Raw genomic sequence first — 16823 nt, 5'->3', positions numbered from 1 at the left:
AAAAAGGTATTGTTAAATTAATAAAAATCATTGATAATCTTTTAAAGATAGAGTGATACTCATCTATAAATTTTGCTGATGAGGGGGAGTACATTGAAAATTCGTGTTTCCGCTGTGCAGTATCATCTGCACACCATTCGTTCATTCGAAGACTTTGCAAAACAGTGTGAGCATTATATTAAAACAGCCCAGGAGTTCGGGGCGGAGTTTGTTTTGTTTCCGGAATTTTTTACAACACAGCTGTTGTCAATCGGCAGCGAGCAGGGAACAACCCTGACAATTAACGAATTGCCTGGTTTTACAGATCAATACCGATCACTTTTCTCCAATTTTGCTAAAGATACAAATATGCATATCATCGGCGGCACTCACGTGATTAATAGAGAGGGCCGCTTATATAATGTCGCCCATTTATTTTATCCGGACGGACGAATTGAAGAGCAGGCTAAACTGCATATTACGCCAACAGAGGTTCATGAATGGAATATGTCTCCTGGTGAAGGGCTTCAAGTATTTGATACGGAAAAAGGCAGAATTGCTGTCCTGACTTGCTACGACATTGAGTTTCCAGAAATCGTCCGTATGGCTAAGGCAAAGGGGGCGGACGTTATTTTTTGTCCTTCTTGTACGGATGACCGGCATGGATTCCATCGAGTCCGTTATACAAGTCACGCGCGTGCTATTGAAAACCAGGTATACGTAGTTTTGACAGGTACAATCGGATCCCTGCCTACTGTTGACTTCATGCGCGCCAATTTCGGCCAGGCTGCAGTCATTACACCAAATGATATCCCGTTCCCGCCTAAAGGGATTATGGTGGAAGGTGAGCTGAATGACGATATGATAGTGACAGCTGACCTGGATTTAAGCCTTTTATACGAGGTGCGTGAGCGCGGATCTGTAACGACCTGGCGTGACCGCAGAACTGATTTGTATATAGACTGGGAAAAAGAAAATATTGAAGGATAAGCAATGACATACAAAAGCGATTTCTATGTTTTTGATGCTGAAAAGCCGGTGCCTGTTACAATTCGGAATTATACAAAGGCGGACTTTGACGAGTTGATTGGGATTCAGTCTGAATGCTTTCCGCCGCCTTTTCCATCTGAACTTTGGTGGAATAAGGAACAATTGACGAATCATACTGAGCTATTCCCTGAAGGTGCACTTTGTATTGATGTGGATGGTGAATTAGCTGGATCGTTGACAGGTCTGATTGTTGACTTTGATCCTTTGCATCCGAACCATTCATGGGAGGAAATAACCGATAATGGGTATATCCGCAATCACAATCCGGAAGGGAATACTTTATATATTGTTGATATCAGCGTACGCCCGAAGTTCCGTAAGCTCGGACTAGGCAAACTAATGATGCAGGCTATGTATCAGGTTGTCATTCAGCTTGGGCTGGATAGGCTTCTTGGAGGCGGCAGGATGCCGGGGTACCATAAAGCAGCGGAGGTAATGTCTGCCGAAGAATATTTGCAAAAGCTGATTGCCGGGGAGAAGAAAGATCCAGTAATCACTTTTTTGTTAAGATGCGGCAGAACGCCAATGGCCATTGTGGAAAATTATTTAGAAGATAAGGAGTCACTTAACTACGGCGTCTTAATGGAATGGAAAAATCCATTTAAGCAGTGAGTGCAGAGGAGAAAAGAACCATGGATTTTATCAGAATTACGAGTATTGAAGACCCTCTTTTTGTAAAGATGCATGAGCTAATGAAGGAAATCTTTCCTCCTGAAGAAGTGCTTGAGTTTGAATTATGGAAAGAGCCGCTGGAGGATCCAGGCATTCGGTGTATTCGTTGCTGTGCACCAGGGCGAAGTAGTTGGAGCAACAGAGTACAGATACTACCCTGATTGGAATATTGCGATGACAGATTTTACTATTATTGGACGTCCGGGATTAAGCCTTGGCCGCTTTCTGGCACAAAACCGCTCAAGGGATTTAGAGAAGCTTGCCCACCAGAATGGAAAACAGCTATTTGGAATGTTTGCGGAGATTTACGATCCATATCAGCTGGATCATCATGAATTTGGCGGCGCAAAGCCAATGAATCCGTTTGTCCGCCGCGAAGTTTTGTCACATCTGGGCTATAAAAAGCTTGATTTTCCATATGTTCATCCATCATGGAAAAATGATGGTGAAGCGGTAAAAGGACTTGATTTCTGCTTTATGCCTTCAGATGAAAATGTATGTGAAATCCCTTCGGATTTAGTAATCAAATTCCTAACTAAATACTATTCCGTACTTTCAACTAAACCGCAGGAATGGTATTCGATGATCGAGCAATTAGAAAGAAAAGAAAATATTGTTCTTTTGCCTTTATAATCGGATCACAAGCCCTTATATTCAAGGGCTATTTTTTTGCAATGTTTAGCCGACGCAAGGGAAAGGTAAAGGATACAAACTGCTGTACGAATGAAAGAGAGGGATAAGAGATGGTTGTGAAAAGAATTATCAAAGCCTTTATATTAAAGAATGGCGTAACATTAGTGAAAAGGTATGTAGTTCCAGCGGTAAAAAGAAAGCTGAAAAGCAGAAGATAAATATATTATGGCATCTTCCCTACGGGAGGTGCTTTTTATTTTTATAAGGGTCAAAAGATATAACGATAAACCATTTCAAGGTAGTGTAAATCTCATATTCCCTAAATTTTTCTAGTGAAAAAGAAAGGAACAAGCTTGTCTATTTATGTAGAAACATTAGGAAATCTAGCGGATGTTAAAAATTCTGAATTTTCATTAATATTAAAACTACACTATTTCGGGACACTTAACTTTTTATGTCTTAGAAATAGATCATGAATGACTACATAAGTGGTTATCAAATTCCATTAAGGGAGGAATACAGTTGAAAAAGAAAATTTTAATGAATACTGCACTGGCAGGAGCATTGGTATTTTCGGCAGGAGGAGCCTCGGTTTTTGCCCATGATGAACTAGGCGGAGGGGCTGAAAAAGGCGATAGCCTTGCTGGTGTGGAATTGGCAGTTCCTTTGCTTGAAGGCAGCAAGAATACTGGCAACCTTCAGGAGGTGGCTGCTGTACCGCTAAAGGAAATCCGTGAAGGTGTAAAAAACTCTACGGGTGATGTTTATGCCCATAAAGGTTATGCATATTTAGGTACACACTCAGCAAATGGAGGAGGAGGAGGAGTTCGTGTTTTTGATATGAAGGACCCTTCAAATCCTGTAGAAGTAGCTGCATTTGCTGATATTCCAGGTACCTGGCAGGAGAAGGTAATTGTAAAAACAGTTAATACTAAGCATTTCAAAGGGGACTTAGCAGCTGTCAGTGTCCAGAAGCTGGACCGTTTTAATCCTAACTCGAAAGGCGGTTTTGTCTTATATGATGTGACCAACCCTCGTGAGCCGAAGAAGCTTGGATTCTGGGAAGATGCTTCAGGTGCGAGAGGTACTCATGAGCTGTATTTAACGGTACAAGGAGATAATGTTTATGTTCTGACTGCTAATTGCTATGCTGACTACTACTCGCATGGCGAAAAAATGGATGTTACGATTGTTGACGTTTCCAAACCATCAAGTCCGGAAACCATTTATGAATTTAATCCACGCGACTATATTCCCGAAGTCAGTGACGATAACTACGATGGCTATAATTGGACTGACGAAGAAGGGATTAAGCGAACGGCATTTGCTCATAGTGTCAAAACGGATGGAACTGGAAAAACAGCTTTCCTCTCTTATTGGGATTTAGGAACCATTATGCTAGATATCAGTGATGCCAAGAATCCGGTCTATCTTGGCAGAACGGACTTTGCCAATGATGTACAAGGTGCAGCGCATTCCATGGATTTAGCTAAAGGCGGTACTGTACTAGTTGAGACAAGGGAGGTATTCGGTCCGGTTAGAGAGGGCTTTGAATCAGCTTATGGCTATACGATGATTTATGACATTAAAGATAAAACAAATCCGAAGCTATTAAGCACCTTTAGAACGGATTTTACAGAAACGATTCCAGGCGGGGCTACTGTCCATGATCCAAAGGTGCAGGGGAATACCCTTTATTTATCCCATTATTCCGGCGGGGTTAGAACAGTTGATATCACTGATCCATCTAATCCAGAAGAAATTGGGGTTTATATTCCAAGCAGATCAAACATTTGGGGCGTATTTGTAGACCGCAATTATGTGCTGGCATCCGATATGGGTACAGGGTTAAAAGTTTTGCAAAAGAACGGCAGCCAATAATAAGATTAAATGGCAGGAGCTTCTTTATAGGCTCCTGTTTTTTTTGGGGATTAGTTTGGGCATTCATGTTAACAGGCATCTTCAGAAAAATGCAGGAGAGACGCAAGTCGGAGATAGCTGGCTGAATATGAGTGCTGATAGAAAAACGGCTGATGTTACAGCCGTTTTTCTTATTGGTTAAATATCCTGGGCATATCTTTCATCTAGTATTTTGTTCAGCATAACATAAAGGCTAACGCGATCGTTTCCGCTGTTTTTAAAAGAAAACTCTTCTTCTCCGCCGGCATGAATCACAGCTTTTTCAGACACTTCAGTTGGCTCCCCGTTTATAGTAAGTGTTCCGTTCCCTTGAAGAACCAATAAGTATACTTCAGTACCCTGATGTTTATGGGCAGGAAGCTCCTGTCCAGGCATAAAGTTAAGGATAAATACTGTACTCTCTCCCTTTTTGAAAAGAATCCGTTTTGTAAACTGTTTATCACTGTATTCCATTGCTGATACAATTGACTGCTTTTCCATATTAATAACCTCCAAAAGTTTTTATTTACACCTTAATGATAATGAATTTCATTGAACAAGGTATTGATTTATATCACTTACTTCGCTTTTTATGAGAATGCCCATTCATATTAGCCAATAAGATTTACTAAGCGTTTAACTTTTTTATACAAGGGTAGTGAAAACTTATGAAACCGATTTTTTGAAAGGATGTTGATTGACTTGCCAGATTCTCTGAATATAAAAATAAATGGAGTAGAAATGAAGGCAAATCCGGATCAAACCGTTTTGCAATTATTAAATAATAGTTCGATTGAAATTCCGCAGGTATGCTACCACCCGAGCCTGGGTGCCATCGAAACGTGTGATACATGTATTGTTTCTATTAATGGAGAACTGGTGCGTTCTTGTTCTACAAAAATTAAAGATGGGGATGTCATTGATACAATAGATCCTAATGTAAAAGAAGCCCAGACCATCGCCATGGATAAAATCCTTTATAATCATGAACTGTATTGTACAGTCTGTGATTACAACAATGGGGGATGCGAAGTACATAACACCGTTAAAGCTATGAAAATTAACCATCAAAGCATCCCATTCGATCAAAAACCCTATGAAAAAGATGATTCACACCCGTTTTACCGATATGACCCTGACCAGTGCATTCTCTGCGGCCGGTGTGTAGAGGCCTGCCAGGATGTCCAGGTTACAGAAACGCTTACGATCGACTGGGAACGCCAGCGTCCAAGAGTCATTTGGGATAATGATGTGCCAATCAATGAATCCTCTTGTGTTTCTTGTGGACATTGCTCCACCGTTTGCCCATGTAATGCCATGATGGAAAAAGGAATGGAAGGGGAAGCTGGCTTTTTAACAGGCATCGCTAAAAATACGCTGCGCCCAATGATTGAAATCACCAAAAATGTCGAGACTGGCTATGGATCAATCCTGACAATATCTGATATGGAAGCAGCAATGCGTGAGGAAAAAATCAAAAAAACAAAGACTGTCTGCACGTACTGTGGAGTTGGCTGCAGCTTTGACGTGTGGACAAAGGGCCGGGAAATCCTGAAGGTTGAACCTCAGGCAGAAGCGCCTGCAAATGGAATCTCCACATGTGTGAAAGGGAAATTTGGCTGGGACTTTGTTAACAGTGAGGAACGCTTAACGAAGCCATTAATCCGGGAGGGAGATTTATTCCGGGAAGCTGAATGGGAGGAAGCATTGGATCTGATCGTACGGAAGTTCACCGAAATCAAAGAGCAGAACGGACCTGATGCCCTCAGTTTCATTACATCATCAAAATGTACAAATGAAGAATCATACTTAATGCAGAAGCTTGGAAGGGCTGTAATAGGAACAAATAATGTTGATAACTGCTCAAGGTATTGCCAGACACCTGCGACTGTTGGATTATTCCGGACAGTGGGGCATGGGGGAGATGCCGGTTCTATCGAAGATATCAAGAACTCTGAATTGGTGCTTATTATCGGTTCCAATACGTCTGAATCGCATCCTGTATTATCAACCAGAGTGAAACGTTCCCAAAAGCTAAACGGCCAAAAGGTCATCGTTGCTGATTTGAGGGAACATGAAATGGCCGAGCGTTCTGATCTTTTCGTTCGTCCTCGTGCAGGTACCGATATGGTTTGGCTATCTGCGGTTACAAAATATATTATCGACCAGGGATGGGCAGATGAGAAATTTTTAAAAGAAAAAGTAAATGGATTAGAGGAATTTGTACAAAATCTTGAAAAATATACGATTGAATACGCAGAAAAAACAACAGGCATTTCTAAGGGGAATTTAATTAAAATAGCAGAAATGATCCATGAAGCAAATTCAGTTTGCGCATTATGGGCAATGGGGGTTACTCAGCACCTTGGCGGAAGTGATACTAGTACCGCCATTTCCAACCTGCTTCTCGTAACAGGAAATTACGCTAAACCTGGTGCAGGCGCCTATCCTTTAAGGGGCCATAATAATGTCCAAGGTGCAGGAGACTTTGGAAGCAGCCCGGATAACTTGCCGGGATATCAAAAGGTTACAGACCCTGAAGTGAGAAAGAAGTTTGAGAATGCATGGGGAGTGAAGCTGCCAGAACAGGTTGGAATGAACAACCACGAGATGGTAGAGGGTATCCATGAAGGCCAGTTGAAAGCAATGTATTTAAAGGGCGAGGACATGGGCCTTGTTGATTCCAATATCAACTATGTTCAAGCTGCTTTTGAAAAACTGGATTTCTTTGTAGTCCAAGACATTTTCCTTTCCCGTACTGCTGAATTTGCGGATGTTGTTCTTCCTGCAAGTCCAAGCCTTGAGAAAGAGGGAACATTCACAAATACAGAAAGAAGAATTCAGCGATTATACCAGGCATTTGAACCGCTTGGAGATTCCAAGCCGGACTGGCAGATAATCATAGAGATTGCCAATCGTCTTGGAGCGGGATGGGCATACACTCATCCAGGCGAAATAATGGCTGAAGCAGCTATGCTCATGCCGATATACTCAGGTGTAACATATGAGAGATTGGAAGGATACAAGAGTCTGCAATGGCCAGTTATGGAGGACGGAACAGACAGTCCGCTCTTGTATACAGAAGGCTTTCCATTCCCGGATGGCAAAGCAAGGCTTTACCCTGTCGATTGGACACCTACTCTTGAGTTCCCGATTGAATATGATATTCATGTCAATAATGGCCGCCTGCTCGAGCATTTCCATGAAGGGAATATGACATATAAATCAAAGGGAATCAGCTCAAAAACACCGGAAGTCTTCTTGGAAGTCTCACCTGACCTTGCTGCCGAACGGGGCCTGAAAGATGGGACACTGGTTCGTTTAACCTCTCCATACGGGAATGTTAAAGTAAAATGTCATATAACCGACAGGGTTAAAGGCAAAGAGGTCTATCTGCCGATGAATGATAGAGGAGAAGCAGCAATCAACCTATTGACAAGCAGCTATGCCGATAAAGATACGGATACGCCTGCATACAAGGAAACAAGGGCAAAGCTTGAAATTCTAAGTGAAGAAGGAATCAATCCACTTCCAAAAATAAATCACCGCTATGGAAATCCCCAGCCGCAGATCGGTGTCAATGTTCAGAAAAAGTGGGCACGGAAGGATTATATTTTCCCTGGAGATATGGTGAAAAAGGAGCGGAAGCAGCATGGCTAAAGCGATTAATAATATAAAGCGTTTCGAATTAAGTCCGGAGGACAAACGCAAAAAGGACTTGGAAGAAGTCGAAAATGCCCTTATTGATAATAAGGAATCCATTCTCGAACTCCTTTCAGTTGTTAACCATATGCATGATAGGGGTGTTCTTTCCCTATTAAACGGCTTGTTTGGACAGGGAGACAAAGTATTGAACGTGCTTGTAAAAGCGGTAGATAAACCAGAAGCCACAAACACGATTAAAAACCTGCTTCTAATGGTTGGAACACTAGGTACGATCAATGTCCAGCAGCTGGAGCCATTGCTGCTTAAATTAAATTCGGGTATAGCACGTGTTGCGGAATACAAAGAAACAGATGAAAGAACGAGCTATTTTGATTTAGTAAAGGTATTAAAAGACCCTGAAGTGAACAGAGCTGTCACACTGCTGATTACCTTCCTAAAAGGAATGGGAGAGGATACAAGCGGAATGGAAAGAACGACACAGCTTCCCGAAGACCAGAATCTTCATAAAAAAGAGAACCACGAAAGAGATGTGGCACCTAATAAAAGAGAATAATTTATACTTAAACCAGAGACCAAAACGGTCTCTGGTTTTTAAAGTTATAAAAATACTTTATTTGCAAGAATTATAGGTAAAAAGACATGCTAATTGGAAACATTATCATGAAAATCAAGCATCTAGTAAAATTTTTGTGGAAATATGGAAAATCATGTACTAGAATGTCATTATAGGCAGAGATTTCTTACATAAAGTATTAAAAGATTCATACTATAGAAACTTATACATACAGCATCAAAAGAGAAAGTTTTAGAAAGAGGGGAATTAAGTGGGCATCATAAATGAAGATAGTTTCATTGAAACAGTCCACATGAAGGGATTGCAAATCTCCTTAATCGCTTCCGGAGACGGAACAGAGGTTATATATCATAAGTTGGATCCTGGGACTAGATGGGGGTTAGAGCCTGCAAATGGATCTGGCGTTCTGGAGTTTTTTCATATCCTTTCAGGTGAATTAAAATATAAAAAAAATAACCAAATTAATTCTCTAAAAATAGGAGATGTTTTTTATAAATCTCCAGTAAAAGAACATTATGTTTTTTATGCGGATCAGTTAACAGAATTTATTTATGTTTCATCTCAACCAGTGTTTCATCATTATAGTACGATTTCAAAAGAACTTGAGGATTTGGCTATATCTATTGAAGAAAAAGATGGCTACACAGTTGATCATTGTTCGAGAATTAGTAAGATTTCTATGATTTTAGGAGAAAAACTAGGTCTTAATACAAGCCAACTTTTCCGTTTAAGCCTTGCTTCCTTCCTTCATGATATCGGTAAAGTAAAAATCCCTTTGGAAATACTTCAAAAACCAGATAAACTCACCTCTGAGGAATGGGAGATAATGAAAGAGCACTCTAGATATGGTAGAGAAATCTTAGAAAATACTGGTCTTCCTACATTAATTGAAGCAGCAAAAATTGTAGAGCAGCATCATGAAAGATATGACGGTAAGGGGTATCCGCAGGGATTAAAAGGTGAGGAAATCGAAATTGAAGCTGCAATAATATCAATAGTAGATTCATTTGATGCTATGACAACAGATAGAGTATATAGAAAAGGAAGAACAACAAAGGAAGCTTTTGAAGAATTAATTCGATGCCGAGGAAAAATGTACAATCCGGACATCTTAGATGCATTTTTAGAATTAAAAGAAGAATTAATAAAAATCTAAGGAGAGAAATATTATGAAAAAGATATCTATATCGTTATTGACCTTAATGCTTTTACTAGTTTTTAATGTAAAGTCTTCTGAAGCAGCTTACCTATCCGAATATGATAAATATATTGAAGTTTCTTATGAAGAAGCAAGGTATATTGCAGATTTAATGGGTCTACAGGATTATGAATTAGGAGAAGAAACAGCAAGGTTATCTTTTGAAATGCAGGAAGCCTTAATCGCTAAAATAGAAAAAATTCTTAAAGCTGAAATTGATCATTACTATATTTGGTTAACTGTAAATGGGGAAACGGTCTTAGGAATTGATCCTCCGCACCCTTTATTTTAGGAAATAAGAGTCTGATGTGAGTTTATGACTGCTCATAATTAGGCTCTTTTTATTTGTATTGTTTATATAATGGAATTTTCTATAAACAACCGTTTTGAATAACCTAAAAAAGAGGTATTACATAAAAGTGGCAGGTTTTAAGAATAATAAAACCTGATTTTTATGACCTGGTAGGAAATATATAAATTTATTACAGAGAGGGAAGACAGCAATGAATCCAAAATTTCAACCGCTTTTTGAAGACTTTACTTTTTCGAATGGCATATCGCTTAAAAATCGTGTCGTAATGGCACCAATGACTAATTTTTCATCAAACGAGGATGGGACTGTATCTGATGCAGAAGTTGAGTATTATGCCCGACGCGCGAAAGGCGTTAGTATGGTAATCACCGCGTGCACTTATGTAACAGCTAACGGAAAAGGATTTCATGGGGAGTTTGCAGGACATTCGGATGAAATGGTTCCGAGTTTAAAAAGGCTTGCTTCTGCGATAAAAGAGCAAGGTGCCAAAGCTGTTCTGCAAATTTTTCATGGGGGAAGAGAATGTCCTCCTGAGCTGGTGCCGGATGGTGACATTGTTTCCGCAAGTGCTGTTGCGTCTGAACGCAGCGGTGCCAAGGAACCAAGGGCACTTAGCGGACAGGAAACAGAAGAAATAATTAAAGCATTTGGTGAGGCAACCCGGCGTGCTATAGAGGCAGGGTATGACGGAGTTGAAATTCATGGAGCAAATGGCTATTTAATTCAGCAATTCTTCTCCCCGCACTCTAACCGGCGTGAAGATCAATGGGGAGGCAGTCTTGAGAAAAGAATGGCATTCCCATTGGCGGTTATTGAAGAGGTAAAGAAAACAGTTTCTGAACATGCAAAGGAGCCTTTTCTGGTAGGCTACCGTTTTTCACCTGAAGAGCCGGAAACACCAGGCATTACAATGGCTGATACATTAGCCTTAATTGATGTTTTGTCGGAGACGGGGCTAGATTATCTCCATGTTTCCCTGCAGGACTTCTGGTCTGAACCAAGAAGAGGAGTGAAGGATAAACGTTCCCGCATAGAAATTATTCAGGAGCGTGTTGGACATCGTATACCAGTTATTGGGGTGGGCTCTCTATATGGTGCCGACGAAGCCCTTCATGCATTGGAAAAGAGCGGTGTTCCTTTAATTGCATTAGGTCGGCAGCTTATAATCGATCCGGATTGGGTGGAAAAGATTCTAAGCGGGCGCGAAGAAGAAATTGAAACAAAGCTTGATAAAAATGCCCAGGATCGTTTGGTTGTTCCGGATCCGCTATGGCAGGCAATTATTAATACACCTGGCTGGTTCCCTGGAGTTGAATAGCAAAAAACCAAGGAGCATACAAAAGCTCCTTGGTTTTTCCTGTTGCTTAATAGTAAAAAGGATATGGAACAATGAATGGGAAAGCGAAAACGAAGAATGGAAAGCGACGTCTTCGATAGCGGCGGAATCTCCTTCTTCCGTAGCCGCCATATCCGCCATAGCCATATGTTCTTGAGTCATTTTCTTCCACATCTTCAGGTACCATCATTGTTACGCCTTCATCATCCATATCCTCTATGATGCCTTCAACTTGAGAACCATCTTTCATTTGAGCGATTACATGGTAATTCATGTATTTTTGGCATTGGCTCTTGGCGTCCCTGAAGTTCTGATCTTCACGGCTCCATGAAACTGGCAGATTCCCATGCGCGTTAAAGTAATACATAGACATTCCTCCTTTGCATAAATAGGGTATTCACCTATATGCAAAAAAGTGAGTTGAAATAAGAAAGTTTTAGAAGTAAGAATGAAAAAGAAATGGATCCCTAAAAAGAGATCCATCATGGTTTATTATTTATTTGGTTCAGAAGGATAGGAAATTTCTTCCAGAGCTTCTCCTGCATCAGATTCTGTCCTGTTATGGACGGCTAGGTCACCTAAAGACACGATTCCCACAAGCTTGCCGTCATCTACAATTGGAAGGCGGCGAATTTGTACATCTGCCATAATATCCGCCGCTTCTTCAGGTGTCATGGTTACTGTCCCTCTAACCGGATCGCCGGTCATTACCTGGGACACCGGTGCATCGATCGGCAATTCTTCAGCAAGGCCTTTTAATACAAGATCTCTGTCAGTTGCCAAGCCGACTAATTCATCTTCTTGTGTAATAGGCATTACACCAACATCCAACTCCTTCATTTTTGCTGCAACTTCCATAAGGGTAGCATTTGGTGAACAGCTTTCTACCTCCGTTGTCATCATTTCAGTGATTTTCATTGGTATTGCCTCCTTACAAGAATTTGTTATCCTGATATTAATTGATTTCCCTGTAGCAGCGTGTGCGAAACGTGATGTGAAAAATAACCAGAAATTGATAAAGGAAAGATTCTTAAAAGGCCTCTTAAAGCAAGTTGTAATTGGTACCATGTTAATTTGAACGGAAGGAGCGAGACTCCGGCGGGAAAAGCGTGCCGAAGGGAGGCCCTGCATGCAGGAAGGCGCCGAGGAGCGTCGGACCGTCCTCGGTTCGCTGAGCGCCTGGAGTGGAAATCAACTAAACAGAGCCTAAAAAAAAGAACCCAAACCGGATTCTTACTTTTGTTATTCTTATATATTTTTGTGTTCAGGATAAATTAACTTTTATGCTCCGAAATAATTCTTTCCGGGTGTGAATAAATATTGAAGGTGTTTCCGCGAATAAAACCAACTGCGGTAATATTCAAATCATCTGCTAGCTTAATAGCAAGATTGGTAGGGGCAGATTTTGAAAGGATGATGCCAACCCCAATTTTTGCAGCTTTTAATAAAACTTCAGATGAAATTCTTCCGCTAAATGCGATAATTTTGTCCCTGACAGGAATACGGTTTTCAATACAGTAGCCAAGGATTTTATCTAATGCGTTATGGCGTCCGATATCGGTTCTGCTTACAATTAACTCATCAGCAGAGAATAATGCGGCATTATGTACCCCTCCGGTTTCTTGGAAAGTAACACTGCCTTCCTGAAGCTCTCTCATAAAAGATATACACTGAAGGGGGGTCAAAGTCATGTTGGAAGTGGAGGTTTTAGCCGTACGTGCATCATTATGGAAATAAAATTGCCTGCTTTTTCCGCAGCATGAACCGATAAATCTTTTAGAATGGAACTCATGGCTTGCAGTGACAGTCTTAACATGTAAATCTACGTATGCATAGCCTTTGCTTTCGTCTATTTGTATATTTTTAATTTCGTCTATTTTACGGATAAAACCCTCTGAAGCCAGAAAGCCAATTGTCAGCTCCTTGATGTTGTCTGGGCTGCAAACCATTGTGGCGAACTCCTCGCCATTCAGGTGAATGGTTAATGGATGCTCTGTAACAATTTCATCATGTGTTTCCTGCAGAACCCCATCCTGAAATTTAACAATTTTACTGCTGTTGCTGATTTGGCTGTCCATGTAAGCCGCCTCCTAAATTCTGTTTAACTAACAAAAATATTAGCACAAATTCTCAATTAGGCAAGAAATTAATATGCATCTATACCTGTTAACCTATTGGAATAGGTACCTGGCACCTGTTTTTTTGTTTGACAATTATAGCGATAATTGCTTAACTTATTACAGCTAATCCTAGTTTAATCTTATTAAATAGATAGTAATTAGGGACAATAAATGGGTATTTGAGGGTTGGAAAGATGAATAAGTATGAAGCTGAATTTAGTAATTTAGTACGCTCCTTCAGGAAAAAGCACATGGGTAAAGGGCCAAGCCAAGTCAGAACAACTTTCTGTAAAAATTGGGCTATTTGTGAGATGGAAGGGAACCTGTCTCCTGTAGAAAAATTTATTGCCAGTGCAGATGAAGGAAAACAAATGCTCCGTGCAGCCCGAACAGAAATGGTAAAAGAAATGTATAAGAAGAATCGTCCAGCAGAAATGGAAGAATTTTTGCAGGCGAAGCTTATCGACCTGTTTGTTGACATAGATATTGAACGTGATTTTGGGATGTCAGTATTTGTTTTCGATCAGGACATCCAAAGCAAATTTAGGAGTTAACAGTTCCTTCTATATTAAGAGCATGATAATAAAAGGCTGAAATCTCGAGGCTCTCAACTCGGGTTTCGGCCTTTTGTTATTAAATGAAGAAAAAACAGGAAAAATGTCATACCAAATTGGCGAAAAAAGGGGTTTAATGTCATGAATGAAATATTTTTGTAATATTAATATTACAAGCCTGTCAAATAACGGTGGTATAATCCTCCATAGAAAGACAAATTTACTAATGAGTTTATTGTAATCGCTTAATTTTAAAATACATAGTTCAAAAGTTTTGTATATTTCATATGCTGGCGGGGTTATTGGCCCGGTACATATCAGAAAGCAGGTAGTAATCTTGAAAAAAAAGCTGCTCATTTTAAATACTACAATTATGCTAGGGCTTGGAAGTGCTTTTTCCATTCCGGGCGTAAATGCTGAATCTATTAATAAATTACATAATCAAAAAAGTGAAATCCAGCAGCAGCGATCAGACATAAAAGCAAACCTTGCCAATGCTGATCAGGAACTGGTTTCAGTATTAAAGGAAATTGCCGAACTTAATATAAAGATTCAAAGAGTAGAAAAAGCAATTGAAGATAATAATAAATTAATAGAAGAAACACAAAGTAATATTACAAGCATTCAATCCGAGTTAAATAAATTACAAGCGGAAATGGGGATCATTGAAGAAAGAATTGAAAAGAGAAGCACAGTTTTAAAACAGAGAGCCCAGTCGTTCCAGGAAAGCGGCGGAACAGTAGCTTATCTGGATGTTCTGCTTGGCGCGTCAAGCTTCAGTGATTTTGTTGACCGTGTTGGTGCAGTTACGACATTTGTTCAGGCAGACAAACAATTAATGGTCGAACAAGAAAAGGATAAAAGAGAGCTTGAAGAGAAAAAGGCTGCAGTAGAAGCAGATTTGTCCAAATTGACCAGCATGATGACCGAGCTTGAAGGCATGCAGGCTAATATGGCTGAACAAAAACAGCAAAATAATTCACTAATTCAGCAGCTGAAAGAAAAAGAGAGTGGTATTGCTGAAAAGAAGACGAAGCTTCAAAGTGAAGATAGCAAATACGCGTCATTGCTTGCTGAAATTGAGCATAGTATAGCTGCTCAAACTGCGGCTTCAACTTCAGTAGAATCATCTGCAGGGGCAGCTACAACATCTGTAAGCGGGAAGAAGTCAGGCAGCTCCAGCAGTTCTGCACCTAAGCAAACAGTAAATGGAAGCAGTGCTGTTAATATAGTCACAACTGCCGGCTACAAATATATTGGCAACTCTGTTTATGTGTTTGGCGGTGGCAGAAATGCCTATGATATTGCAAACGGAAGATTTGATTGCTCCGGATTTGTTCATTGGTCTTTTACTCAAGCAGGAATAAAGGTAGGGGCCAGCACAGATTCTTTGAAATATGCGGGGCGTCAAGTTTCTACAAGCGAAATGAAGCCGGGAGACCTTGTTTTCTTTGATACATATAAAAAAGATGGCCATGTGGGCATTTATCTTGGCGGCGGAAAATTCATCGGTTCCCAAAGCTCAACAGGAGTCGCGATTGCCAATATGTCTAGCGGCTACTGGAAGAATGTATTTAATGGCCGCGTAGTGCGCGTCATAGAATAATAGGGCGAACCTGATCACCATGCGAAGCATGGCTGGTCAGGTTTTTTTATTTTGGCTGTGTTAAAGCTCAATGTTGATTTTTCCACTTTGATGATTGGAGCGGAAGGCGCGAGATCCTCGAAAATGCATTCGTATTTCCTTCTTACGGTGTGTTTTCAACGATGTTTATTCAAAGTACTGCGAGAGTGCGGATCAAAGGGAGACCCCGCAGGCGCCGAGGAGGATCCCTGACCGCTAAAAGATAAACGAGCGCCTGGAGAGGAAATCAAAAGCCAAGTTTAACAAAGCTCATTTTAAAAAAAGTAATTCTCGTGGGAAAGGCTGCAATATAATAATGTAAGCCCTTCATCCTACTAGTTAAATATGAAAAATAAGAAAGAAGATATAAAATACTTATAATCTTAAATAAATTCTAAATATTTTATTGATTAATATAATTTGTCATGCTTTAATAATAAATAACAATTAACTTATCAGATATGTGATGTCTGAAATGGAAGGAGGCATGAGCGTGAATGTAAAAAAAATTTCTAACAGGAAGATTTCAGATTTGGTTACAGAACAAATCGAAGAGATGATTGCGAAGGGTTCTTTTCAGCCAGGTGAGAAGCTCCCATCAGTCAGGGAATTATGCGAATTATTCGGTGTTGGGCGCTCCGCTGTCAGGGATGCTTTAACATCGTTGCAGGGGAAAGGGATTGTTCAGGTTAAGCAGGGAGAAGGAACTTATATTTGCAAGTTTGATTCCTCGAAATTATTTAACAGCCACCACTTGCTTCCTGGCATTAAAGACATTCAGGAATTGTTTCAGGCCAGAAAAATGGTAGAAGCCGGTCTTGCAGAAATGGCGGCGAGAAATCGCTCGGAAGAGGATCTAATCAAAATGACTGAGTTGATTTCAGATACAGCCCTCCATGGATGGGAGGAGGATTACCAATTTCACATGGCCATTGCCCATGCAGCAGGAAATGATATCCTCATCCAGTTTGTACAATTTATTTCGGAAACAATGAAAAAGTCGATGATGGATTTCCACCAGCACATTCAAACACAGTCTAAAACGGCTAAAAAAATCGAGCAGCAGCATCTCGGAATCTTTTTATCTATTAAAAATCAACAGCCTGTGCAGGCGCATAAAAACATGATTGAACATTTAGAACTGGTGGAGCAGCTTTTGCAAATGAGTATTCTTCAGGAACAATAATGTATTTTTTTGAAATTCA

16 protein-coding genes and 1 pseudogene are annotated in these 16823 nt (G+C 40.3%); 13 read left to right on the top strand and 4 right to left on the bottom strand.

Annotated elements, in window-relative coordinates:
• The first annotated feature begins 93 nt into the window (after positions 1 to 93).
• The 5 genes and pseudogenes from IQ19_RS20860 to IQ19_RS29040 all read left to right on the top strand — a co-directional run bounded on the left by IQ19_RS20860 (position 94) and on the right by IQ19_RS29040 (position 4396).
• On the top strand, positions 94 to 969 hold the full coding sequence (locus IQ19_RS20860) for a carbon-nitrogen hydrolase family protein (RefSeq protein ID WP_144544717.1): 876 nt from the start codon (positions 94 to 96) through the stop codon (positions 967 to 969).
• A 3-nt stretch (positions 970 to 972) separates the two neighbouring features.
• The gene (locus tag IQ19_RS20855) at positions 973 to 1641 is read left to right on the top strand and encodes a GNAT family N-acetyltransferase (RefSeq protein WP_144544715.1); all 669 of its coding nucleotides are present in this window, start codon (positions 973 to 975) and stop codon (positions 1639 to 1641) included.
• A 20-nt stretch (positions 1642 to 1661) separates the two neighbouring features.
• Positions 1662 to 2334: pseudogene (locus IQ19_RS20850) on the top strand (GNAT family N-acetyltransferase).
• 522 nt (positions 2335 to 2856) lie between these two features.
• Entirely contained in the window at positions 2857 to 4215 is a 1359-nt protein-coding gene (locus tag IQ19_RS20845; protein ID WP_144544713.1) for an LVIVD repeat-containing protein, read from the top strand.
• Positions 4216 to 4270: 55 nt separating this feature from the next.
• Positions 4271 to 4396, top strand: coding sequence for a hypothetical protein (locus tag IQ19_RS29040; RefSeq protein WP_277875355.1), 126 nt, complete (start codon positions 4271 to 4273; stop codon positions 4394 to 4396).
• Here IQ19_RS29040 and IQ19_RS20840 read toward each other — a convergent pair.
• Positions 4393 to 4734: a cupin domain-containing protein gene (locus IQ19_RS20840; RefSeq protein WP_144544711.1), complete on the bottom strand. Its 342-nt coding sequence runs from the start codon at positions 4732 to 4734 to the stop codon at positions 4393 to 4395. The genes IQ19_RS29040 and IQ19_RS20840 overlap by 4 nt on opposite strands.
• Positions 4735 to 4923: 189 nt before the next feature.
• Between IQ19_RS20840 and fdhF the strand changes: the two genes are divergently transcribed.
• The 5 genes from fdhF (at position 4924) to IQ19_RS20815 (ending at position 11302) form a co-directional block, all read left to right on the top strand.
• Complete coding sequence (gene fdhF / locus IQ19_RS20835) at positions 4924 to 7893, top strand: formate dehydrogenase subunit alpha (RefSeq protein ID WP_144544709.1); 2970 nt, start codon at positions 4924 to 4926, stop codon at positions 7891 to 7893.
• Positions 7886 to 8452, top strand: a complete 567-nt coding sequence (locus tag IQ19_RS20830) for a helical membrane plugin domain-containing protein (RefSeq protein WP_144544707.1) — start codon at positions 7886 to 7888, stop codon at positions 8450 to 8452. Before fdhF ends, IQ19_RS20830 begins: the two co-directional genes overlap by 8 nt.
• Before the next feature lie 271 nt (positions 8453 to 8723).
• Positions 8724 to 9629: an HD domain-containing phosphohydrolase gene (locus IQ19_RS20825; protein WP_144544705.1), complete on the top strand. Its 906-nt coding sequence runs from the start codon at positions 8724 to 8726 to the stop codon at positions 9627 to 9629.
• A gap of 13 nt (positions 9630 to 9642) precedes the next feature.
• Positions 9643 to 9963 (top strand): 8-amino-7-oxononanoate synthase, encoded by a 321-nt coding sequence (locus tag IQ19_RS20820; protein WP_144544703.1) that lies wholly within the window; start codon positions 9643 to 9645, stop codon positions 9961 to 9963.
• A gap of 211 nt (positions 9964 to 10174) precedes the next feature.
• Positions 10175 to 11302, top strand: a complete 1128-nt coding sequence (locus tag IQ19_RS20815) for an NADH-dependent flavin oxidoreductase (protein WP_144544701.1) — start codon at positions 10175 to 10177, stop codon at positions 11300 to 11302.
• Between the two features lie 46 nt (positions 11303 to 11348).
• Here the strand turns inward: IQ19_RS20815 and IQ19_RS20810 are convergent, their stop codons facing one another.
• From IQ19_RS20810 to fdhD, 3 genes are all read right to left on the bottom strand, one after another.
• Positions 11349 to 11687: a hypothetical protein gene (locus IQ19_RS20810; RefSeq protein WP_242021080.1), complete on the bottom strand. Its 339-nt coding sequence runs from the start codon at positions 11685 to 11687 to the stop codon at positions 11349 to 11351.
• A gap of 125 nt (positions 11688 to 11812) precedes the next feature.
• Complete coding sequence (locus IQ19_RS20805) at positions 11813 to 12238, bottom strand: CBS domain-containing protein (protein ID WP_144544699.1); 426 nt, start codon at positions 12236 to 12238, stop codon at positions 11813 to 11815.
• Between the two features lie 356 nt (positions 12239 to 12594).
• Positions 12595 to 13398, bottom strand: coding sequence for a formate dehydrogenase accessory sulfurtransferase FdhD (fdhD, locus tag IQ19_RS20800; protein WP_144544697.1), 804 nt, complete (start codon positions 13396 to 13398; stop codon positions 12595 to 12597).
• A 236-nt stretch (positions 13399 to 13634) separates the two neighbouring features.
• Between fdhD and IQ19_RS20795 the strand changes: the two genes are divergently transcribed.
• The 3 genes from IQ19_RS20795 (at position 13635) to IQ19_RS20785 (ending at position 16804) form a co-directional block, all read left to right on the top strand.
• Positions 13635 to 13994: a Na-translocating system protein MpsC family protein gene (locus IQ19_RS20795; RefSeq protein ID WP_110065270.1), complete on the top strand. Its 360-nt coding sequence runs from the start codon at positions 13635 to 13637 to the stop codon at positions 13992 to 13994.
• A gap of 337 nt (positions 13995 to 14331) precedes the next feature.
• Positions 14332 to 15600: a C40 family peptidase gene (locus IQ19_RS20790; protein ID WP_144544695.1), complete on the top strand. Its 1269-nt coding sequence runs from the start codon at positions 14332 to 14334 to the stop codon at positions 15598 to 15600.
• A 505-nt stretch (positions 15601 to 16105) separates the two neighbouring features.
• Positions 16106 to 16804, top strand: a complete 699-nt coding sequence (locus IQ19_RS20785; RefSeq protein WP_338422694.1) for a FadR/GntR family transcriptional regulator — start codon at positions 16106 to 16108, stop codon at positions 16802 to 16804.
• Positions 16805 to 16823: the final 19 nt, after the last annotated feature.

It is taken from the genome of Cytobacillus oceanisediminis (assembly GCF_007830235.1).
Classification (GTDB): domain Bacteria; phylum Bacillota; class Bacilli; order Bacillales; family Cytobacillaceae; genus Cytobacillus; species Cytobacillus oceanisediminis.
The sequence above is the reverse complement of the archived record's forward strand: the minus strand, read 5'-3'. Positions and strand labels throughout refer to the sequence as shown.